22 protein-coding genes are annotated in these 20,852 nt (G+C 66.8%); 8 read left to right on the forward strand and 14 right to left on the reverse strand.

The features are described 5' to 3' along the window. Positions 1-54: 54 nt before the first annotated feature. On the reverse strand, positions 55-726 hold the full coding sequence (locus ACHQ4I_RS01825) for an NAD(P)-dependent oxidoreductase (RefSeq protein WP_420769874.1): 672 nt from the start codon (positions 724-726) through the stop codon (positions 55-57). A gap of 109 nt (positions 727-835) precedes the next feature. After that, a complete protein-coding gene (locus tag ACHQ4I_RS01830) occupies positions 836-1,915 on the reverse strand; it encodes an NAD(P)/FAD-dependent oxidoreductase (RefSeq protein WP_420769875.1) in 1,080 nt (359 codons plus the stop codon). A gap of 165 nt (positions 1,916-2,080) precedes the next feature. Between ACHQ4I_RS01830 and ACHQ4I_RS01835 the strand changes: the two genes are divergently transcribed. Next, positions 2,081-3,001 carry an RNA polymerase sigma-70 factor gene (locus ACHQ4I_RS01835; protein ID WP_420769876.1) on the forward strand — a complete coding sequence of 307 codons (921 nt, stop codon included), beginning with the start codon at positions 2,081-2,083 and terminating at the stop codon, positions 2,999-3,001. Positions 3,002-3,182: 181 nt separating this feature from the next. Further along, entirely contained in the window at positions 3,183-3,827 is a 645-nt protein-coding gene (locus ACHQ4I_RS01840; RefSeq protein WP_420769877.1) for a dihydrofolate reductase family protein, read from the forward strand. Between the two features lie 135 nt (positions 3,828-3,962). Here the strand turns inward: ACHQ4I_RS01840 and ACHQ4I_RS01845 are convergent, their stop codons facing one another. From ACHQ4I_RS01845 to ACHQ4I_RS01865, 5 genes are all read right to left on the reverse strand, one after another. Continuing rightward, positions 3,963-5,519: a serine/threonine-protein kinase gene (locus ACHQ4I_RS01845; protein WP_420769878.1), complete on the reverse strand. Its 1,557-nt coding sequence runs from the start codon at positions 5,517-5,519 to the stop codon at positions 3,963-3,965. Positions 5,520-5,585: 66 nt separating this feature from the next. Then, positions 5,586-6,812 carry a cytochrome P450 gene (locus ACHQ4I_RS01850; RefSeq protein WP_420769879.1) on the reverse strand — a complete coding sequence of 409 codons (1,227 nt, stop codon included), beginning with the start codon at positions 6,810-6,812 and terminating at the stop codon, positions 5,586-5,588. Between the two features lie 80 nt (positions 6,813-6,892). Further along, positions 6,893-7,093: a ferredoxin gene (locus ACHQ4I_RS01855; protein ID WP_420769880.1), complete on the reverse strand. Its 201-nt coding sequence runs from the start codon at positions 7,091-7,093 to the stop codon at positions 6,893-6,895. A 3-nt stretch (positions 7,094-7,096) separates the two neighbouring features. Continuing rightward, positions 7,097-7,234, reverse strand: a complete 138-nt coding sequence (locus ACHQ4I_RS01860; protein WP_420769881.1) for a hypothetical protein — start codon at positions 7,232-7,234, stop codon at positions 7,097-7,099. 221 nt (positions 7,235-7,455) lie between these two features. Beyond that, entirely contained in the window at positions 7,456-8,451 is a 996-nt protein-coding gene (locus ACHQ4I_RS01865) for a zinc-binding dehydrogenase (RefSeq protein WP_420769882.1), read from the reverse strand. 54 nt (positions 8,452-8,505) lie between these two features. On the opposite strand from ACHQ4I_RS01865, the gene ACHQ4I_RS01870 reads away from it, so the two are divergent. Next, positions 8,506-9,315 (forward strand): AraC family transcriptional regulator, encoded by an 810-nt coding sequence (locus ACHQ4I_RS01870; RefSeq protein WP_420769883.1) that lies wholly within the window; start codon positions 8,506-8,508, stop codon positions 9,313-9,315. A gap of 79 nt (positions 9,316-9,394) precedes the next feature. On the opposite strand, the gene ACHQ4I_RS01875 is transcribed toward ACHQ4I_RS01870, so the two are convergent. Further along, positions 9,395-10,039, reverse strand: a complete 645-nt coding sequence (locus ACHQ4I_RS01875) for a DUF4097 family beta strand repeat-containing protein (RefSeq protein WP_420769884.1) — start codon at positions 10,037-10,039, stop codon at positions 9,395-9,397. Positions 10,040-10,290: 251 nt separating this feature from the next. Here ACHQ4I_RS01875 and ACHQ4I_RS01880 point away from each other — a divergent pair, with 251 nt between their 5' ends. Further along, positions 10,291-13,455 carry an AfsR/SARP family transcriptional regulator gene (locus tag ACHQ4I_RS01880; RefSeq protein ID WP_420769885.1) on the forward strand — a complete coding sequence of 1,055 codons (3,165 nt, stop codon included), beginning with the start codon at positions 10,291-10,293 and terminating at the stop codon, positions 13,453-13,455. Here ACHQ4I_RS01880 and ACHQ4I_RS01885 read toward each other — a convergent pair. From ACHQ4I_RS01885 to ACHQ4I_RS01895, 3 genes are all read right to left on the reverse strand, one after another. Next, positions 13,439-14,200 (reverse strand): ABC transporter permease, encoded by a 762-nt coding sequence (locus ACHQ4I_RS01885; protein ID WP_420769886.1) that lies wholly within the window; start codon positions 14,198-14,200, stop codon positions 13,439-13,441. The genes ACHQ4I_RS01880 and ACHQ4I_RS01885 overlap by 17 nt on opposite strands. Further along, positions 14,197-15,141, reverse strand: coding sequence for an ATP-binding cassette domain-containing protein (locus tag ACHQ4I_RS01890; protein WP_420769887.1), 945 nt, complete (start codon positions 15,139-15,141; stop codon positions 14,197-14,199). Before ACHQ4I_RS01890 ends, ACHQ4I_RS01885 begins: the two co-directional genes overlap by 4 nt. 129 nt (positions 15,142-15,270) lie before the next feature. After that, positions 15,271-15,960, reverse strand: a complete 690-nt coding sequence (locus ACHQ4I_RS01895) for a MerR family transcriptional regulator (RefSeq protein WP_420769888.1) — start codon at positions 15,958-15,960, stop codon at positions 15,271-15,273. Between the two features lie 85 nt (positions 15,961-16,045). Between ACHQ4I_RS01895 and ACHQ4I_RS01900 the strand changes: the two genes are divergently transcribed. Then, entirely contained in the window at positions 16,046-16,528 is a 483-nt protein-coding gene (locus tag ACHQ4I_RS01900) for a DUF6194 family protein (protein WP_420769889.1), read from the forward strand. Between the two features lie 13 nt (positions 16,529-16,541). Here ACHQ4I_RS01900 and ACHQ4I_RS01905 read toward each other — a convergent pair whose 3' ends face one another. Next, entirely contained in the window at positions 16,542-16,886 is a 345-nt protein-coding gene (locus ACHQ4I_RS01905; protein ID WP_420769890.1) for a YrdB family protein, read from the reverse strand. Between the two features lie 301 nt (positions 16,887-17,187). Here ACHQ4I_RS01905 and ACHQ4I_RS01910 point away from each other — a divergent pair, with 301 nt between their 5' ends. From ACHQ4I_RS01910 to ACHQ4I_RS01920, 3 genes are all read left to right on the forward strand, one after another. Continuing rightward, complete coding sequence (locus tag ACHQ4I_RS01910; protein ID WP_420769891.1) at positions 17,188-17,562, forward strand: hypothetical protein; 375 nt, start codon at positions 17,188-17,190, stop codon at positions 17,560-17,562. Between the two features lie 96 nt (positions 17,563-17,658). Then, entirely contained in the window at positions 17,659-18,912 is a 1,254-nt protein-coding gene (locus tag ACHQ4I_RS01915) for an FAD-dependent monooxygenase (RefSeq protein ID WP_420769892.1), read from the forward strand. Positions 18,913-18,941: 29 nt separating this feature from the next. Continuing rightward, entirely contained in the window at positions 18,942-19,109 is a 168-nt protein-coding gene (locus ACHQ4I_RS01920) for a hypothetical protein (protein ID WP_420769893.1), read from the forward strand. Between the two features lie 50 nt (positions 19,110-19,159). Here the strand turns inward: ACHQ4I_RS01920 and ACHQ4I_RS01925 are convergent, their stop codons facing one another. Next, positions 19,160-19,612 (reverse strand): hypothetical protein, encoded by a 453-nt coding sequence (locus ACHQ4I_RS01925; protein WP_420769894.1) that lies wholly within the window; start codon positions 19,610-19,612, stop codon positions 19,160-19,162. A gap of 340 nt (positions 19,613-19,952) precedes the next feature. Next, a complete protein-coding gene (locus ACHQ4I_RS01930) occupies positions 19,953-20,738 on the reverse strand; it encodes a GTP-binding protein (protein ID WP_420769895.1) in 786 nt (261 codons plus the stop codon). Positions 20,739-20,852: the final 114 nt, after the last annotated feature.

The following is a 20,852-nucleotide window of genomic DNA, read 5'->3' on the forward strand; positions in this document are numbered from 1 at the left end:
GCCGACCCTACGAAACCGCAATCGCAGCAGCGCCTCGGCGGGATGCGGACGGGCTCAGCGCTTGGCGGCTGCTTCCCGGCGGATCCACTGGAGCAGGGTGGGATTGTCGACGGTGGTGATGACGCCGATTGTGCTGCGCAGGTAGCGGTGGTCGTCCAACAGGGCCAGCATGCTCGCGGCCAAGTCCACCCGGGCGGTGAACCTGCCATCGGCATGGCCCTCGACGATGGTGTAGTCGGTGACCGACGGCAGGTGGTAGAGCCCGCTCGGGCGCACGATCGTCCAGTCCAGATCGCTGGCCTGGATCAGGGCTTCCATCCGCCGCATGTCGTCGTACAGCGTCTTGCCCACCACCCGTGTCACGTAGGGCAGGAGCACTCGATTGAACAGGAACCCGCCATCGGAGTACGGCTGCGGATCGACCCCGCTCGAGCTGACCACGGCGAGCCGGCGCACCCGATGGCGTTCCATCGCGGCCACAATATTGGCCGCACCACGTGAATAGGTGCTGATCGGTTCCTTCCCAGCGGGCACCCCGAGCGTCGACAGCACCGCATCCCGCTCCGCCACGACGGCGTCGACGGCCATCGGATCGAGCACGTCGGCACCGACTACCTCGAGCCGATCATGGTGCAGCGGAAACGATTCCGGCTGCCGAGTGGCCGCGGCGACCCTGATGTCCTGCGGCGAGCGCCTGGTCGGTGAGCAGGCGGCCGGTGGGACCATTGGCTCCGAAGACTGTGATACGCATGAAGATACGTCCTTCCGTGGTTACGACACTTGCCGGTGAACGGAACCCGCGCGAGTGGCCGAGCGCGTGCGGTGGCGCTGTTCATCAGAAGCTGGAAACGCCTGCGCGAGCGGAAGAGAACGCGCTGTGGGTGGCCATTTCCTTGAGTGCGACCGCGGTGCGTCCGGCGAAGTAGGCGCGCCGGACGGCGTCGTCGGTATGGGTGAACTGGGCGACCGCGTCCTTGCGGCCCAGCGAGAGGCCGCGGCTGAAGTACGGGAAGGAATGCGGTTTGGGCTTGCGGCCCGCGCGCAGGCGAGCGAAATTATCGGCCGCGTGAATGGCCTGCGGCAGGGCGGTGTAGCAGGCGAAACGTGCTCCGGGCACGGCCGCGCAGTCGCCCACCGCGAAGATCCGCTCGTCGCTGACGCTGCGCAGGTATTCGTCGACGACCGCGCGGCCGCGCGCGTCGACCTCGAGACCGCTGCGCGCGGCGAGGTCGGGGACGCCGGACACGATCGCCCACAGGGTCAGGTCGGAGGCGAATGCCGTTCCCGATCGCAGGTGCACGACGCCGTCCAACTGCCCTGCGCCCGTGGCGACTTCGGTCACGTCATCGTCGAAGATGTCGACCGTCAACCGCTCCAGTCCGGCGCGCACACGTCGATACGCCCCATCGGAAAGGCCACCGGCCACCGCGGAACCGACCAGCCGCACCCGCACATCCGGCCTGGCCTCGGCGATCTCGGCCGCCGTCTCGATGCCCGTGGCACCGCCCCCGATGACGGTGACCCGGCCGCCCGCGGGCAGCGCCGCCAGCGCCGCGCGCGCTTGTTGCGCGCCCTCCCACGTGCCCACCGGGACGGTTCCCGGCATCGGCACCACCGTGCTGCCCACCGCCAGGAAGGCATAGTCGAAATCGATTCTCGCGCCATCCGCGAGGGCGACGGTGCCGTTGCCGATCTTGTCGACGGTGCCGACCCGTGACTCGATGCCCGCCCGCAGCATCTGCGCGAGGGGAGTCGCCGCCGAGTATGTTCCCGCGATCTGCTGGTGCAGCCGTACCCGCTCGACGAAGTCCGGGCGCGGGTTGATCACCGTGATCTCGGCATCCTTCACCTTCTTGGCCACCCGATTCGCCACGAGCGTGCCCGAGTAGCCACTGCCAACCACTACAACCTGCATGTCAGCCTCCTGACTCGATAACTGGACGAACACAAGACGCTGACGATCACGCCCCTGTGACGGTGCGGCCACGTGACGTGCGCCACCGATCGCACGTGTCACAAAGTGGTCGGGACCGGCGTCTCGTGTGTGGCACAGTCGAGAGCGAACAGGCAGGAACCGACCATGAGCGAGCGAACAATGACCGAGCTGCCTCATGACGACCGACCGGATCCCGCCACCGAGGCACTGCTCGCCCACCGCAACCTGCTGTTCACCGTCGCCTACGAGATGCTCGGCTCGGCCGCCGACGCGGAAGACGTCCTGCAGGAGACCTGGCTGCGGTGGGCCGATGTCGATCTCGACACCGTGCAGGATCCGCGTGCCTACCTGGTCCGGATCACCACCCGCAAGGCACTCGACCGACTGCGCACCCTTGACCGGCGCAAGGAGTCCTATGTCGGCCCCTGGTTGCCCGAGCCGCTGCTCACCGCGCCCGATGTGGCCGAGGACATCGAGTTGGCCGACAGCGTCTCGATGGCCATGCTGCTCGTACTCGAAACACTCACCCCGACCGAACGAGCGGTATTCGTGCTCCGCGAAGTATTCGACCTGGCCTACGACGAAATCGCCGACGCCGTCGACAAAACCCCGGCCGCGGTCCGCCAGATCGCCCACCGGGCGCGGTCCCACGTCGCAGCCCGCCGACCGCGCGGAGTCGTTTCCTCGGCCCAGACCCGCGACGCACTCGCGGCATTCCAACGCGCGGTCGAGACCGGCGATCTGCAGACCCTGCTCGACATCCTCGCGCCCGACGTCGTCGCCCTGAACGACGGTGGCGGAATCAAGCAAGCCCTGCCACGCCCCATCGTCGGGGCCGACCGAGTGGCTCGCGTGTTCGCCGCCTACTGGAACACCATCGGCGCCGCGGCGACACTGCAACCGACACAGGTCAACGGCTACCCGGCGCTGATCATCCGGCTCGACGGTGAACTCGACACCGTAATGGCGGTGCGCATCGACGATGGCCGCATCAGCGGCATCTACTCGGTGCGCAACCCCCAGAAGCTGTCCCATATGCAACGCGAGACCGCACTGCACCGTTGAGTTCGGGACACGAGCCGGTTTGCTTCGTCCGGCCGCGCGAGCCCGGTTCGGACCCCACATGCCCAACCGGGCCTTCACCGGCAGGGGCCACAGACAGCTTGCGATGAGCAACTGGTTGCACAAAGAGATCAGCCTCGGTAGATTCATAACCGATTGCATATTGCAACCAGAAAGGCTTCCGATGACTCAGTTGGTCCGAGTTCAGAACTTCAATGTCTCCAGCGATGGATACGGCTCCGGGGAGGGACAAAGCCTCGAGCGGCCGTTCGGACACGCCGATCCGAGTGCGCTCTTCTCCTGGGCGGGGGCCACCGCGCACTGGCCCACCCGGACCGACCCCGGAGGAACTTACGGCTTCGACGACTACTGCACTCGCGACTTCACCAACAACATCGGCGCAGAGATCATGGGGCGCAACAAATTCGGCCCGCAGCGCGGACCATGGCAGAACTACGACTGGCAGGGATGGTGGGGCGACGAACCCCCGTTCCACACGCCGGTATTCGTCCTCACCCACCACGTGCGGCCCTCGATCACCCTGGGCGACACCACATTCCATTTCCTCGATGCGTCCCCGAAAGACGCGCTCACGCAGGCATTCGACGCCGCCGAGGGTAAGGACGTGCGAATCGGCGGCGGTGTCGCAACCGTCCGGGAGTTCCTCGACGCCGACCTCATCGACACCATGCATATCGCCGTTTCGCCAGTCGAACTCGGCCGCGGCGAAAGACTGTGGGCGAGCCCCGACGAACTCGTCGACCGCTTTCATCTGGAGCAGATCCCGAGCCCGAGCGGGGTGGTACACCACTTTTTCTGGCGGCGGTGACCCGAACTCGCGCAGGACGACCTGCGGGTGCTGCGCCGAACTACTCGGCGCGGTCACCAGCATGCCACCTTGCCCGCGAACAGGTAGCGGGCAGTGCGGTTGGGTCAACGCGTCGATATCGGGCGGGGCTTGTGGTTAGCCGAGCGGCACGGTCACCCCGGCGGACGACGGGGCGCCGTGCAGGACCAGCCGGCTCGCGACATCGGTCTTCTTGTCGTTCTTCTTGCCGTTCTTGCCAGGTAGGTCGAAGGCCAGCCGGAACGTGCGGGTACTGCCGGGATCGATCTGGTCGATGCCGTTGCCGGACGGGTTGAGTGCGGCGGTCGCGGTCGCATCAGGTGCGACCGAGCGGTCGGCGGCGGTGATCAAGCGCTGATCCGCGATGCGGAAGACTTGCCCGCCTTGGGAGACATTGGTGACCGTCAGCGTCACGATGGTGTACGAACCGCCCGGGGTCGCCGATCCGGTGCGGCTCACGTTGGACACGACCTCGGTCACGGTGAAGGCGAAGTTCCCGTCGCGCACCGCACCAGCCGGAACCGGGGATTGTCCGGCGGTCGAGGGCGGCGGCGAATTGGTCGAGGCAGCAGCGGAGGTCGTCGTGCGCGGAGCGGAGTTGGACCCGAGGACGCCGCTCAGCAGCCACAGTGCCGCCACGGCGACCAGTGCGAGCCCGGCGGCGATCGGTAACCATCGGCGCACCAGCGGCTTTCGCCGAGGATCCGCGGCAGGTACGAATGTCCGGGGCTTGGGCATTTGCCGCGTCGACGGGGTCTCGGCCAAGGTCGGGGGCGGCCCAACGGCCGTCATGACGCGAGTATGACTGCCCGATATCCCGGGGTCCGCGACCGGCGGGGTCGGTTGCGCCGATGCGAGCCCGCCCAAGGCCGCACCGGCCGCGGCGGCGAACTCCCCCGCGCTGGCGTAGCGTTGCGCCGGTTCCTTGGCCATACCGCGGGCGATGACAACGTCCAGCGCTGGCGGGACACCTCCGGCAGCCCGCGAGGCACGCGGCGGTTCGGACTTCAAATGCGCATGCATCTGCTGTGCCGGGTCGCCGTCGCCATACGGCACCTTCCCGGTGAGGGTTTCATACAGCACACAGGCCAGCGAATAGACATCCGAGCGGGCATCGGCCGTGCCGGTGAACCGTTCCGGCGCCATATAGCCCAGCGTGCCCACCACCATGCCGGTTGCCGTGAGGACGCTGCCGTCGGCGGCGCGGGCGATGCCGAAGTCGATCAGATACACGAAACCGCTGGTGTCCTCGAGGATGTTGCCCGGCTTCACATCCCGGTGGACGAGTCCCGCCGCATGCGCGGCATCCAGCGCCGCCGCGGTCTGGGCGATGACCTCGACCGCCCGAGTCGGCGCCAGCGCGCCCGAGCGCAGCCGCGTGGCCAGGTCGATGCCCTCGATGTAGGCCATCTCCAGAAACAGATGACCCTCGACCTCACCGAAGGCGCGGATCGGCACGATGTGCGGGTTGTGCACCTGGGCGCCCAGCCGGGCCTCCCGCTCGAAACGGCGCCGATAGCCTGGATCGGCGGAATAGGCCGCGGACAACACCTTCAATGCGACGGTGCTGCCGGTGCGGTCGCGCGCCAACCACACCTCACCCATTCCGCCACGACCCACCAAGCGTTCGAGGTGGTAGTCCCCGAACGAGCCGCCAGCGCTCTGCACCGACACACCCTGACCGTATCGCTGCGGACCGATGCCACCGCGACCGGGACGGTGACGCACTCGGCCGGCGATTTACCGGGCCGCTTGCGTCCAGGTGACCGGCAGTTCGTGGACGCCGTAGATATTCATGTCGGTCCTGAGTTTCACCTCGCCGGCGGGGATGGCGAGCTCCAGGGTCGGGAAGCGACGCAGCAGTCCGGCGAAACCGGCGCGCATCTCGATGCGGGCCAGTTGCTGGCCGAGGCATTGGTGGATGCCGTGACCGAAGGCTACAAGCCCGCGGGCCCTGCGATGGATGTCCAGGGTGTCGGCATTGTCGAAGCGCCGGGGGTCGTGGTTGGCGGCCAGCAGCGAGACAACGACGGTCGATCCCTTGCCGATTGTTTCGCCGCCGAGTTCGATGTCCTCGGTCGCGTAGCGATAGAAGATGTCGGCAACGGACAGGTAGCGCATGAGTTCCTCGACGGCATCGGGCACCAGATCCAGGTCGGCGCGCAGCTCGGCCAGCTGCTCGGGGTGCTCCAAGAGCGCGAATGTGCCGAGTCCCAGCATGTTTGCGGTGGTCTCGTGGCCCGCGAGCAGCAGCAGGAAGGCGATGCCGGTCAGCTCCTCGATGGTGAGGTCGTCATGGCGGGCCAGGTCGGACAGTATGTCCTCGCCGGGTTCGGCGCGTTTGCGCGTGACCAGTTCGGCCAGATAGGTGGTCATCGCGCCGTACGCGGCCATCTTCTCGTCGAGCGGCTGGTCCTTGACCAAGAACTTGGCCGAGTTGACCTGGAAGTTCTCCCGGTCCGCGTAGGGGACACCGAGCAGTTCGCAGATCACCAGCGAGGGCACCGGCAGCGCGAACGCCTTGACCAGGTCGACCGGCGGGGTCAGGCGCGCCATCTCGTCCAGTTGCCGCTCGGTGATGTCGATGATGTGCTCTTCGAGCTGCTTCATGCGTTTGACGGTGAAGGCGGCGGTCAGCTTGCGCCGCAGCCGGGTGTGGTCCGGCGGGTCCATGGCGACGAACAGGCCCGGGATCTGCGGGGAAGGTTCGGTAGCGACCGGCATGCCGGGGGTCTCGTACGGCACGTGGACGACGCCGATGTCCTGGCGGGAGCTGAACCGAGTGTCGGCCATGAGCTGGCGGACGGCGTCGTAGCCGGTGACGAGCCAGCCTTCGTGACCGTCGGGAAAGACCATGGGACTGACCGGACGAGCCGCGCGCAGTCGGGTGATTTCGCGGGGCGGGTCGAAGGGGCCCGCATTGCGTTCCATGGGGAGGCCGTGCGGGACGGGAACCGTTTGAGTCATCGGGGTGTCCTAATCAGGTAATTGGGGTGGGAGGGGTGGCTGCGATGCGCAGCGTTTCCGGCTGTGGGCGGCCGCTGGCGCTAGTCGCCGGAGACGATGGCGATCGCGCCGGACGGGCACATCTCGGCGGCCTCGCGGACGGCCGGCTCCCACTCGGGCGCGAGTGCGGTATCCAGCAGCACCACCCGGCCGTCCTCGTCGTTCTGGTCGAATACCTCGGGGGCGGTCAGTACGCACATGCCGGCGCCGATGCAGCGCTCCCGGTCCACTCTGAGTTCCATCGGTTACCCCTCCCCCGAGGCGATTGGAAGGGAGCGCACGCCGTAGCCGAGCGCGTCGGTGCGCAGCTCGACGCCACCGCGGATCGTCCTGTCCCCGTCGGCCTTCCGCGGCGCAGTAGCCGCAATTGCTGAACTATTCATAGGAACACTGTCGCCAGCCCGGCTGATACCGACCTGACACCGACCTGACACGGCCACCGCCGCGCCCAGCGAATTACACAGCAGCACAACGCCGTGAAGGCTCGAACCTCATGGACAGCGCGGTCGGCGTGGGTCGCCGAGTCGCCGTAGCGAGCCGAAAGTCTGCTTGCGCCAAGGCTTTCGACGGGTGGCCCACGAGTCCACGGGACCGTCCCACGCGGCTAGGGCACTACGACGAGCTTCCCGGTGGCTCGGTTGTTCTCCATGTAGCGGTGGGCCGCGACGATGTCGTCCAAGCCGAAGACACGGTCCAGGTTGGGTCGGTAAACGCCGGCCTCGACCTCGTCGACGACCCGCTGCAGCACGGTCGCGCCCGCGCTGCCCTTGCAGTCGTCGCTGTGGAAGGCCGTGAGTGTGGTGCCGGACGGGATCATCGCTATCGGTTCGAAGTCCGGGATCAACCACCCGCTGAGCGAGCCCGCCATGCACACTCGCCCGCCCCGACGGACCAGGCGCAGCGAGTCCACCAGCGTGCTCGCCCCGACTAGATCCAGCACGTAGTCCGGCCCCTCGGGCCACAGCGTGTGCACGCTCGCCGCCAGTGACCCGCCGTCGTCGGCGAGTACGTGGTCGACGCCGGCCGCGGTCAACGCGTCGATCTTGCCGTGCTGCCGGGTCGTGGCCGCGATCTCGACACCGTATCCGGACGCGATCGACGCGGCCGCCATCCCGACCGACGAGGTCCCGCCGCGGATCAGCAGGCGGCCCTGGTCGCCCGGCGCGACCCCCAACGCGTCCAGCGCGCCCCGCGCGGTCAAGTACGTCTCGGGCAGTGCGGCCAAGACATCCCAGGGCAACGTGGTGGTGATCGGCATCAGCAGCGAGTTCGGCAGCAACGCGTACTCGGCGTAGCCGCCGTCGAATTGCCGTCCCATCTCACCCATCACCGCCGCGACGGTCGTCCCCTCCGGCAAACCGGGATCGGTCGAGGCCGCCACGATTCCCACACACTCGATCCCGAGTACCCGCGGGAACATCACGTTCGGGGAATAGCCTTGGCGGGTCCGCAATTCCGACCGGTTCAAGCCCGCGCCTTTCACGTGCACCAGGCTCCAGCCGTCCCGAACCACCGGGATCGGCAGCTCTCGGATCTCCAATGCCTCCGGACCGCCCGCCCGCACGCAGACCGCCGCTCGCATACTCATGTTTTCGCGCATGCGTTCACTGTCGTCAGGACGCGGTATGGCCGACCACCGGTAGATTGCCAACTTATGCCCATCGGCCGCCAACCTGCCCGGACCGGTCCGACGTCACGGCTATGGCCGTCCGGAGGGGTGCATCTGTGGCCGTCGGGGGGAACGAGTTCAGCGCATTCCCATCCGCGTGGGCACCTGGTGTACGCAGCCCGCGGCGTCCTATCGGTGCACACCGAAGACGGCACATCGATCGTTCCCGCCAATCGGGTCGCATGGACCCCGGCCGGATTCGGGCACTACCACCGCGCGCACGGCGACACCGATATGCGGATCCTGTTCCTGCCCGCATCCCTGGCCAGGCTCGTTCCGGGCCATCCTGCCGTTTTCATGGTCTCCGACCTCGCCCGCGAAATCCTGCTCACCCTCACGGGCCCACGCAATTACGACCGCGTCTCATCCGACTATGACCGCGCCGCGCGCGCTCGCCTGCGTCGCGTCCTCGTCGATGAACTACACGAAGCGCAGGAGCAGCCGCTGCGACTGCCGCAACCACGCGACGATCGGTTGCAAGCCATTGCGCGGATTCTGTACGAGGACCCCGCGGACAACACCGCACTGGCCGGACTCGGGCAGCGAATCGGAGCCAGCGCCCGCACGCTGAGCCGACTGTTCCACAACGAACTCGGCATGACCTTTTACGAGTGGCGCACCCAGCTACGCGTCTATCACGCACTGGTCCTGCTCGCCGACGGCCACGACACCACCCGCGTCGCCCACGCCTGCGGATGGGCGAACCCGAGCCACTTCATCGCAGCTTTCGCCGACATCATCGGCACCACCCCGGGCCGCTACCGAACCGATCACCATCGGCGCACCACCCCATGACCTGCACCGTCACCGGACAGTCGTGCAGCCGGTGAGCGGTGTGCGTGGACAGGACCGGGTGCTGTTGTGGCTGGGTGCACTAGGCGGCGGTGGTGTGCCGGATGATTATGTTGCCGTAGGAGTTTCGCGCGTACACCTGCACGGTGTCCCCATTGCCCTGCGCCCGGTCGACCGGTCCCATCTGGTTCTGCACGCTGCCGTGCAGGGCCTTGGTTTCCAGCCGCGCCGCGCTGCCCGGGCAGATACCGACCTCCAACTCACCGACGGAGGTTTCCAGCCGCAGCACCCCGCGCGACGCCTCGCCGATGCGGATATCGCCCTTGGCGGTTTTAGCGGTCACCGAACCGCCCGGGCGCTCGACGATGATGTCGCCGGCGGCAATCTCCAGGTCGCACTGGCCGAGTTCGCCGGCGCCCAGCAAGCGGCCCACCCCGGCGGCGCCCTCGAGCCGCGAGCCGGTGGGCACCTCGATCCGCAGCTCGATCGACGGGTTGCCGCCGAACGGGGTGTAGGTGCGCCAATCCTTCGGCGTCTGCACCGTCAGGGTGCCGGCGACGAATTCGACCCGGGTTTGCTCGGCGGCGCGCACGTCGCCCTTTTTGGACGCATCGGCCGGCCGGACCTCGACGACGGTGTCGCTACGGTCGGAGGCGATGACCGTGACATCGGCACTGAGCACCTCGACGGCGACGACGATCGGTTCCGGTGTCTGGAAAGTGGGCATGGCTGTACTCCTTCAGTGTGTGCATTGGTTGGTGAGCCCGGAAGCTGCAATCGCTGTGCCGCTCACCTGAACTACTGTCGCCAGTGCGGCTGATACCGACCTGACGCCGACCTGACACGCCAACTGACACGGTGTTCGGCCTGGTCACAGCGGACAAAGGGGTGAGGAACAGGCACCGGTCCGCCTCGGCGAGGGCCACAGGGATCCGCTGACTCGTCGTCCACGGCAGAATGGTCCGAGTGCAGATCGGGATGCTTGGACCGCTTCAGATTCGAGTCGATGACGGGGAACTGATAGAGGTACCAGGTGTTCGGTTACGGGCCCTATTGATCGCCCTTGCGCTCGAACCCGGTCGCGCGGTCCCGAAAGCGACGCTGGTCGACTGGATTTGGGGTGAGCAACCGCCGTCCGACGCGGCGAATGCCCTGCAGGCACTGGTTTCTCGGCTGCGAAGGGTGCTGCCGGACGGGTCGCTGGACGTGCAGGCGGGCGGATACCGGCTGACGGTGGAATCCGACGCTGTCGACGCCGTACGGTTCGAACAGCTTCTCGACCAGGCCCGCGGCGGTGACGACGCGCACCAGGCCGAGCTGCTGCGCGAGGCGCTGGACCTGTGGCGCGGTGCGGTGATGCAGGACGTCGGCGTGCAGGACAGTGCGGCCGTCGACGCGGTAATCACCCGGCTCGACGGGCTGCGCCTCGCCGCCATGGAGGATCGATACGAAGCGGAGATCCGCCTCGGCCGGGGTACGGAGCTGGTCAGCGAGCTGACCGAGCTGGTGGCACGGCATCCGGTGCGGGAACGGCTCGTCGCCGCGCTGATGCGTGCGCTCGCCACCGCGGGTCGTGGCGCCGAGGCACTGGTCGTGTACCAGCGTGCACGGGAGGCCCTGGCCGACACGCTGGGCGTGGACCCCTCGCCGGAGCTGTCCGCACTGCACGTTGCGCTGCTGCGCGGCGAAGTGGGAGCGCAGGAGAAGGACCGCAAGACGAACCTGCGGGCCGAGTTGACCAGCTTCGTCGGCAAATACCCCGAGGTCGCCGCGGTGCGCGAACTCATCGCGGACCATCGGCTCACCACATTGACCGGGCCCGGCGGCTCAGGGAAGACCAGGCTGGCCCTGGAAACCGCACGGACCCTGCTCGACGACCTGCCCGACGGAGCCTGGCTGGTGGAACTGGCGTCGGTCGGCGCGAGCGGTGACGTGGCCCAATCGGCGCTCGCCGCGCTCGGGCTCCGGGATGCGCTGCTCGGCGGCGCACCGAATGCGGAACCGATGGACCGGCTCATCGCGGCGATCCGCGAGCGCGAGACGCTGTTGATCCTGGACAACTGTGAGCACGTGATCGACGCCGCGGCGACGTTCGCCCACCGGTTGCTCGGGGAGTGTCAGCGGCTGCGGATCCTCGCGACGAGCAGGGAACCGCTCGGCATAACGGGCGAGGCGTTATGGCAGGTCGTGCCACTGGCATTGCCCACCGAGGACGCGGACCCCCGCGAGATCGAGTCGTCCCCGGCCGTTCAGCTATTGCGGGACCGGGCCGGTGCGGTGCGCAAGGATCTCGCGGCCGATGCCCGCACCCTGTCGACCATGGCGCGCGTCTGCCGGGCGCTCGATGGGATACCGCTGGCGATCGAACTGGCCGCGGCCAGGCTGCGCACCATGTCCCTCGATCAGCTCGCCACCCGCCTCGACGATCGCTTCCGCCTGCTGACCGGCGGCAGCCGTACGGCCATCCCGCAGCACCGGACGTTGCGGGCGGTGGTCGACTGGAGTTGGGAGCTGCTCACCGACGCCGAGCGGATGGTCCTGCGCAGGCTCGCGGTGTTCTCCGGCGGCGCGAGCCTGGAGTCGGCCGAGCAGGTCTGCGCGGGTACGGGCGGTGGGCCCGAATGGCAGGGGGACGGGAAGAACGTGTCGGTCGAGCGGTGGGAGGTGCTCGAGCTGCTGACCGCGCTGACCGAGAAATCGCTGCTGCTCACCGTGGAGGACGGCGGGCCGCGCTATCGGATGCTCGACACGATCAAGCAGTACGCCCGGGACCGGCTCGTCGAGTCGGGGGAATCGGAGCCGACGCGCCGAGCGCATCTCGCGTACTTCACCGAACTCGCCGCGACCGCGGAGCCGCGACTGCGCCGGGCCGACCAGTTGGAGTGGCTCGCCACCCTCGACACCGAGCACGACAACATCGCTGTCGCGATGCGTGGCGCGCTCGCGGCCGGCGACTCGACCGAGGCGCTGCGGCTCGCCGCGGCCGCGGGCTGGTACTGGTGGCTGAGCGGGCACAAGGCCGAGGGTCTGGAGCTGATCACTGCGGCCGCCGACCTGCCCAGCGAGGTGGACGATGAGACCCGGGCCACGGTATACGGGCTGGTCGTACACTTCCTGTCCTCCGGGCCGAGTGACCAGTATCAGGTGGAGGAATGGATCCACAAGGCATACCGGTTCAGCCGGGGCAGCCGGGGCAGCCACCCCGCGCTCGGATTCGTCGTGGCGCTGGAACGCATGTTGCAGGGGCCGGACGCGGTACTGCCCGCCTTCGAGGCGCTGCTCACCGATGACGACCCCTGGGTGCGTGCGCTGGCCCGGCTACAACTGGGCAAGATGCGGATCATGCTCGGCCAGGACGAGCGAGAGGCGGACGAATATCTCGAGACCGCGCTCGCCGAGTTCCGGGCGCTCGGCGAGCGATGGGGGATTTCGTTCGCGCTGACCGAGCTGGCCAATCGCTTCGCCATGCGCGGCGAATTCGCAGCTGCCTGTGCGCTTTTCGACCAGGCGAGCGCAGTGGTGACCGAGGTCGGCGCGATCGAGGATGTCGTCCAGATGCGGTCGCGACAGGCTCAGCTGTACTGGCTGCTGGATGATGCCGAGGCGAGCGCGGCCGCCATGGCCGAAGCGCAGCGGTGCGCGGATCAGGCCGCCTGGCCGAACGCGCTGGCCGAACTGGCCCTGGCGAAGGCGGAGCTGGCCCGTTGGAGCGGCGACACCGAGCAGGCACACCGCCAAATCGGCGTCGCGACAACCATGTTGAGTGCCGACGCGGAGCAACCGAACGTCGGCGCGGTGATCCACGATCTGCTCGGTCTCATCGCAGCCGATCTCGACGAAGCTCGCGAACAACACGCCGCGGCCCTGCGAGCGGCATCCGAGGCAGGGCACCCCCACCTCATCGCCCGGGTACTCGCCGGGATCGCCGACCTAGCGCTGCGCAGCGAACAAAACGAACAGGCCGCGCGGCTGCTCGCGGCGAGTGCCGCGGTCCGCGGACTGCCCGATCGTTCCCAACCGGACGCGGCCCGGATCGAGCGGATAGCACGACATCGCCTCGGCGAAGCTGGCTTCACCGAGGCGATGCGGGAGGGTGCGCGGGCGGACTGGACCGACCTGGCAGCGACTACGCTCGCTTGCTGAACGTGGCCCGTGACCACACGTATCCGACGATGGCGAACCCAACACACCAGGCGAGCGCGGCGGCGGTGTAGCCACCGGACGGGTGGCCGGCGAGAAATCCACGCAATGCCTCGATGATCGGCGTGAAGGGCTGATACTGCGCGAACTGCCGCACGCCCTGCCCCATCTTGTCGGCCGGCACGACCGCGCTGCTCACAAAGGGCAGCATGATCAGCGGCACCACGGCCATACCCGCGGATTCCACAGTCTTCGCAGCCATTCCCAGCGCGACCGTGAGCCAGGAGGCCGCGAAAGATGTCGCCGCCATGATGCCGATCGCGCCGAGCCAGTCGAGTGCGCTCGCGGGTGGCCGGAACCCCAGCGCGAAGGCCACACCGATAACGGCCGCGATGGCTACCGCATTGGTCAATATGGTGGCCACGACGTGACCGGTCAGTACGGCGCTACGGGAGACATCCATAACCTTGAACCGGTTGATGATGCCCTTCGCCATGTCGGAGCTCACCGATACCGCGGTGCCCGACAACCCGTAGCTGATGGCCAGCAGGATCATGCCCGGCGTCGCGTAATCGATGTAGTGTTCGCCGACATCGAAGGCGCTGCCGAATACGTACACGAAGATCAACATCATCACGACCGGCATCAGAGCCGCGTTGAATACCGTGACCGGAGTTCGCGCGATGTGCTTGAAATTGCGCCGCAGCATGATCGAGGAATCGGCCAGCGATGCGGAAATGGTGCTCATTGTGCGTTGGCCTCCGTGGTCGCGTGACCGGTCAGGGAAAGGAAAACGTCATCGAGATCGGGGGTGTGGACGGAGACTTCCTCGGCGTCGATCGAGTATTCGGCGAGCCGATCCAGCAGGTGGCGCAATGATTTCGTTCCGCCGCTACCGGGAACCCGCAAGGTCAGATCCCCGTCGTCTCGGGTGGAGCCGGGCAGGATCCGCGCCGCCGCATCCAGTTCCATGGCATCGGTGAACCGGAGCTGGATGTAGCTGCCGGGCACTCGGCGCTTGAGGTCGTCGGGAGTGCCTTCGGCGACGATGCGGCCCTGGTCGAGCACCGCGATCCGGTCGGCCAGCTGATCGGCTTCCTCGAGATACTGGGTGGTGAGGAAGATCGTCACACCATCGGCCGTCAGATCCCGCACGATTTCGTACATCGTGCGACGGCTACGCGGATCCAGCCCCGTGGTCGGCTCGTCCAGGAAAACGATGTTCGGCCTGGTGACCAGCGTCATCGCCAGATCCAGCTTCCGGCGCATACCCCCGGAATAGGTCGCGGCCCGCTTTCGCGCCGACTCCGCCAGATCGAACCGTTCCAGCAACTCGGTGACCACCCGCTTGCTCTCGGCGCCCCGCAGCCGGTGGATATCCGCCATCAACCGCAGGTTCTCCTCCCCCGTCAGCAGATCATCCACCGCCGCGAACTGCCCGGTGACCCCGATCGCCGCCCGCACCGCCTTGGTCTCGGACGCGATATCGTGCCCGGCAACCCGCGCCGTCCCGCCATCGGCCTTCAACAACGTGGTCAACACATTCACCGTCGTCGTCTTACCCGCCCCATTCGGACCGAGCAGAGAAAAAATCGACCCGGCACCGATATCCAAATCAATGCCATCGAGAACAACCTTGTCCCCGTACGCCTTCCGCAGCCCAGAAGCCGCGATCGCTGAACTATTCATATGAGCACTGTCGCCACCCCGGCTGATACTGACCTGACACCGACCTGACACGCCCACTGACACGGTGTCCGCCGCAGGTCACGGCTGTTGAGACCAGGCCGAGCTCACGGCTGGCGCTGCCGCTACTTGCTAAGCGGTTGGTCGGATGATCTGGGCAAGCGTCGCTCCTGCGCGGATGAGCTCAAGTCCGCGTTGGGCGATGGTGATCAGACGGGCGTCGAGCGCCTCGAGCGAGTGACCTGCGTCGTCAAGGTCCCGGATCGCTGCGATTGCTTTCTGGACGTCGGGAATGCGATAGCCGGCGGCCCGCAGGGCTGCTGTGATGCGTGCCTCTCGGATCGCTGCGAGCTGATAACGCCGCGCCGATCCTGCACGGGTGATGATCCGTTCTGGCCGCACCAGCCCCTTCTGCTCCCAGAAGCGGAGAGTGGAGGCAGGCACCTCGAGCGCTTGTGACAGTTCGGTGATGGTCATCGCGTCTGCTTCTACCGGGTTGGCGTCGGTCTCGGCCTCGCCTTGTATGGCCTCCAGCGCTGCACGGGCAGCGAGCGCTTGCTCTCGTTCCTGATTGAGCCGTGCGTGCAAGGAGCACACCAGAGCGGTCGCCTGATCGGTTGGCAGCGAGCGGATTGCGCGCATCGCTCGGCGTGCCTCGACTGGCCCTACGGCGTGGGCGAGATCGCGGTAGGCGCCGAGGTCTCGGACGTGGTCTGCGGAGAACTGCCGGTATCCGTTACCCGCCCGGGTCGCGGATGGGATGACACCGAGCCTCTCCAAGTCACGGACCTGCTGGACCGAGTAACCGGTCGCCGCCGCCACCGCCGAGACCGTCAGCAACTCCGCGGCCTGGTGGTCGCGACCATGAGTCAACCCTCCATAAGCACTTCAACCTCACACTTGAACCATGAGTATGGACCAACTCCTAGAGACGATCCGAGCGTTCGACGGGGTCCTCGAGCTTGCGCCGACCGAAGGCAGCCCGTTCCCCGAGATCGCGTGGGGCGACCACTTCTTCTACTACGCCCCCGATGGCCTAGTGCCGCAACGTCAGCAGCCCTACGCCACCATCGTCACGAAGAACTACCCCGACGACAGTTCGTCTGACCTCGACCGGCCGGGCCGATGGCGGCTGAACATTCACGTCGGCCGCAGCGCTTTCACCGAACTCGTTGGCGAGGACCCCCGGGTTAGCGCAGGCGTAGTCGACTTCACCGCTGCCGACACCGTCCTGCCTCATCCTGTGTTTCGCACACAAGGCTGGATCTCGATCGTCAACCCTGACGCGCAGACTCACGCGTTAGCGGTAAGTCTTCTTCGCACGGCGCACGACGCAGCACGTCGACGAGCGGCCGGCCGTAAACCCAGCCCGGCTACAGGCCGCAAGTGACCCTGTGGCGTGCTCATAAGGCCAGGTGCCCAAACCTGATCGCCAGCAGATTCGCTACCAGGACGGCGACGAAGACGACCGCGGCCGCTCGGTAGCTCACGGCCCACAGTCCGACCGCAGCGCCGCCGAAAACCACGACCTTGGTGACGACCGCGAGCAGTGGGTTGTCGACGGTCGCATGCGGCGCCGCGAAGAGGCCCCAGGCCAGCGCCGCGAGGAGTGGCACGCCCACAGCCAACACGAGTTTGACCGGAGTAACAGTGGCGGTTTTCCAGCCCCACAGTCCCAGCGCCCCGAGCGCGACCAACTCCATCCCGAAAGCCAGCGTGAGGTTGGCCCATTTCCAGACTTCCTGCATGTCCGTTCTCCTGCGAATCTCCGAGAGCGTCGCTCTCTAATGAGAGCAGTGTGCACGGCGGGTTCGGCTTCGTCAAGTTGCTGCCCGGCACCGGCCGTGGGCCTCGAGCCGGAAATGGTGCCGTGACGCGACCGCGCTCGACCACCGTCAACCCGAGTGCATTGGCCGCGGGCATCCTCGGATTGGGCAAACGGTGGGGAAATGTGGCGCGGATTATAGATGGGGCCCCTCGACGACTTCTAGAGCGCGGCGATACCGCGTAGAATTCCAGCAGGTCGGGACAGCATTTTGGAGCCCTATCATGACCGAGAGAAAGAATTCACACACAAAGTTCGCACGGTTGGCGGCCGCCGCCGGCATAGCCGCAGTTGCCGCGATTCCGTTCGCCGCAGCCGCAGCGCAAGCGCCTACCGCGCACGCAACGACACCCCCGTCTGCAACCCAACCCGTCGATAGCCCCGGCTGGGGTGGCGGCCACGGCTGGGGTGGCGGCGGAGGTTGGGGTGGCGGAGGTTGGGGTGGCGGAGGTTGGGGTGGCTGGGGCGGTTGGGGTGGTTGGGGTGGCGGAGGTTGGGGTCACGGCGGCTGGGGATGGAATCCCGGCTGGAATTGGTGGAATTGGTGGAACCCGCCCGGCTGGGGTGGTTGGGGCAGCTGGGGCTGGGGCAGCTTCTAGCCCGGTGATCGAGCCCGGACACGCACAGCGTGCCGGGCTCGGTCGCATCGAGTACCGATCCCAGGTTCGACCAACCGGGCTGGAGCTGGTGACGAGATGAAGATTGTGTGTATCGGTGGCGGGCCGGCCGGGTTGTACTTCGCTATCTCGATGAAGCGGCGCGACCCGGCCCATGACATCACGGTGATCGACCGCGATCCTCCCGGGTCCACCTATGGCTGGGGCGTCGTGTACTGGGACGACCTGCTCGACATTCTGTACGGGAATGACCCCGACAGCGCCCAGGCGGTGCGCGCCGGGTCGGTCCTGTGGCGTGAACAGGAAATTCATGTGCGCGACGACCAGACCGCACATTTCGGGGGCTACGGGTTCAGCATGGGGCGCGCCGCATTGCTCGACGTACTTTCCCGACGGGCGAGCGACTTAGGCGTCGATGTCCAGCACGGGCGAGAGGTCCACGATCTGTCCGGCTTCGACGACACCGATCTCATCGTCGCCTCCGACGGCGCGAACAGCCGGATACGGCAGCTGGGTGATCGTCGTTTCGGCACGTCCGTCACGCTCGGCGAGAATCGATATATCTGGCTCGGTACGGACAAGGTCTTCACCCGATTTACCTTCGCCTTCGAACACACCTCGGCCGGTTGGATCTGGTTCCATGCCTACCCGTCGGTTGCCGAAAAAATCAGCACCTGCATCGTTGAATGCCAACCGCAGACTTGGCATGGACTTGGCTTCGATTCCCTGGACAACCTGGAGAACTTGCGTGTTCTGGAGAACATATTCACGCGCCTTCTCGACGGTCACTCGTTGATCAGCAAGACACGAGGCGAGTTCGCGAAGTGGAGCCGCTTTCCCGAGATCACCAACAAGAGCTGGTATCACGACAACGTGGTGCTGCTCGGCGATGCAGCCCACACGACGCACTTCACCATCGGTTCGGGCACCCGGTTGGCCATCGTCGACGCCGTCGTGCTCGCACAGAACCTGTACGAGCATGCCGAGGTCGCCGACGCGCTGGAGAACTACGATGCGCAGCGGCGCGCCGCGCTGCGCCCGATCCAGGCCGCCGCCCGTACCAGCATGATCTGGTTCGAACACGCCGACCGCTATCTCGACCGCAACGCGGTGCAGTTCGCCTATGCGATGGCGGCTCGGCACGGGCTACAAATGCCGTGGCGATATCAGCAACACCTGCTCACACAGGTACCCACTGTGCGCAAGATCCGGCGTGCCGTCGACTCCGGACGGCGGTGGTGGCGGGCTGCCCGACGGGGGGAACTCGCGATGGCACTGCCCTCGCCACGACACCCACCCGAACCGATCTCGACCGATCAGTCGATGTTCTGATTCCCGCACAAACCAGGCACCGGCACACGGTGAACATTTCTGTCGCGATTGCGCTGCGAATCTGGGGATCCGCAATTCGGGCCGCGCGGCCCACGCCGAAGGTGGAGCGGTTCGAACCGATCGCGGCCGAATACGCCGAGGAAGAATGCACGGTGGCGATCAGCGCCGCGCACATCGATATCTCAATTTTCCGGTAGCCGAACTCGATTCGGCTACCGGAAGACGAGAATTGTTTATCCCCAAAGGATCAGGGCAGAACCTGCGGAATGACATCAGGGGCGATTGCGCCGACGATCAAGCCGAGCAGGGCACCCTGGAAAGCGGGGCCGAGGGCGCAGAGCGGGATGAGGGGAATGCCGACAATGGTGACGGCGCAGACAACAGCCCCGAACACGGCCCCGACAATCGCACCTGTTGCCGCGCCATTGGCCAGCGGATCATGGTTGGCCGCATCGGGATTGGTGGCGATATCCTGCGGAATCGTCGCCGCCACCGGCTGCACGACATCCGGAGCGGCGGGCTGCTCGACCACCGCCGCTAGCTGCGGAGCCGCGACCATCTGTACGACGGTGGCCGTCTCCGGGGCGACGCCCGGGGCGTCGGCAGAAGCTGTTCCGGCGCCCGCGAAGGTCACCGCGACCGCCAGCGGCAAAGCCGCGATGAGTGCCTTACGACCGAATTTGCCGATAGTCCGACGCATGGTTTTTCCTATCCTCCCGACCCCGCAGCACGCTGAACTCAGTTGGCGTGCAGGATGTTTCGCGTTGCGAATGCAACGATCAAGTTCTAGCCGATCCCGATCGCCGAATCAAGTCCCGGTGCCACTGTGCGCTGCGGCGGAATCGTGTTCGGCGACAAGGTGATCGGGAAGCAGCGGCTGTCCAACGCGGCAGCCTCGTCGAATCGCCCGACGCCCACCTCAGGATAGAATTCGAGCCACGCCCTCGCGCGATGCAACAGGTCGGCGACATCCCGGGGCACAAACGCAGAAACCCGACTATTGCTGCTGATCTGCCGAATTCGCCCTATGGCAGCGTCGGTCAATAGTCGAGGGCATGTTCCGGCTGACAGACGTGCATGGGAGACGGCAGATACCGGACGATGGCGTCCAGGAGCGGGGCGATGTCGTCACTCCACGGCGCCGCGTCACACAGGACCGGCACGGCGTCGCCGATGCGCGTGAGGCAGCGGATGCGCTCATGCAACTGTTCGGGTGGGATCTCTCGCAGGCCGAGGATGGCGTCCGAATCCGCCGCGTCCTGTTCCATCACCGTGGCCACGAGGTTGCGGTACCACCGCTCGGCGACTTTCCAATGGCTGCCGTAGAACTCGGCGGCCATCGGCTCGAGCGCCCACATCGGGACCAGATCGATGACGCCTTCGAACTCGGTGCCGATAGGAATCTGCAGCGTCACCGGCACCGCCCCGCGCGTCTCGGCGATCGTGCGGACGCAGCGGTCGAAGTCGGCGGCGCGATGACCGAGTCCGGTCACCAGACACAGCCGTGCGACCTGATAGTCATCGGCAAGCCGCAGTATCGTCTCGAGTCGCGGCGCACTCTTCACGGCAGCGTTCACGACCGCGATCACTCCATCGGCTACCCGGATGGACCGCTCCAGGTCCGCGATGGGCGCGTGGCTCGACAGCTCGGCGATATGGATTGTGTGATCGACGCGGCCCGTCACCCAATGGACCGTGGCCGCCGCGCCGGACCCGGTCCTGGCGAAACAGCGGAACAGGCGGTGGACGACTCGCGTCGTGTCGTCGGGGTCCCCGATGATCGTGACGTTGCGGATCGACTGCGGGTCAATGGCTTTGGTGCCCATCGGCGTTGCGGTACTCCAAGTCGACTCGAGGGTCTCGTCGCGTCCTCGATCCGCACCCACGGTACCTGCGCGCGTACATCGGCGGAGCGGATTTCAGCCCCAAAATAGAACGTG

The sequence above is a fragment of the Nocardia nepalensis genome (genome assembly GCF_048910785.1).
Taxonomy (GTDB): Bacteria; Actinomycetota; Actinomycetes; order Mycobacteriales; family Mycobacteriaceae; genus Nocardia; species Nocardia nepalensis.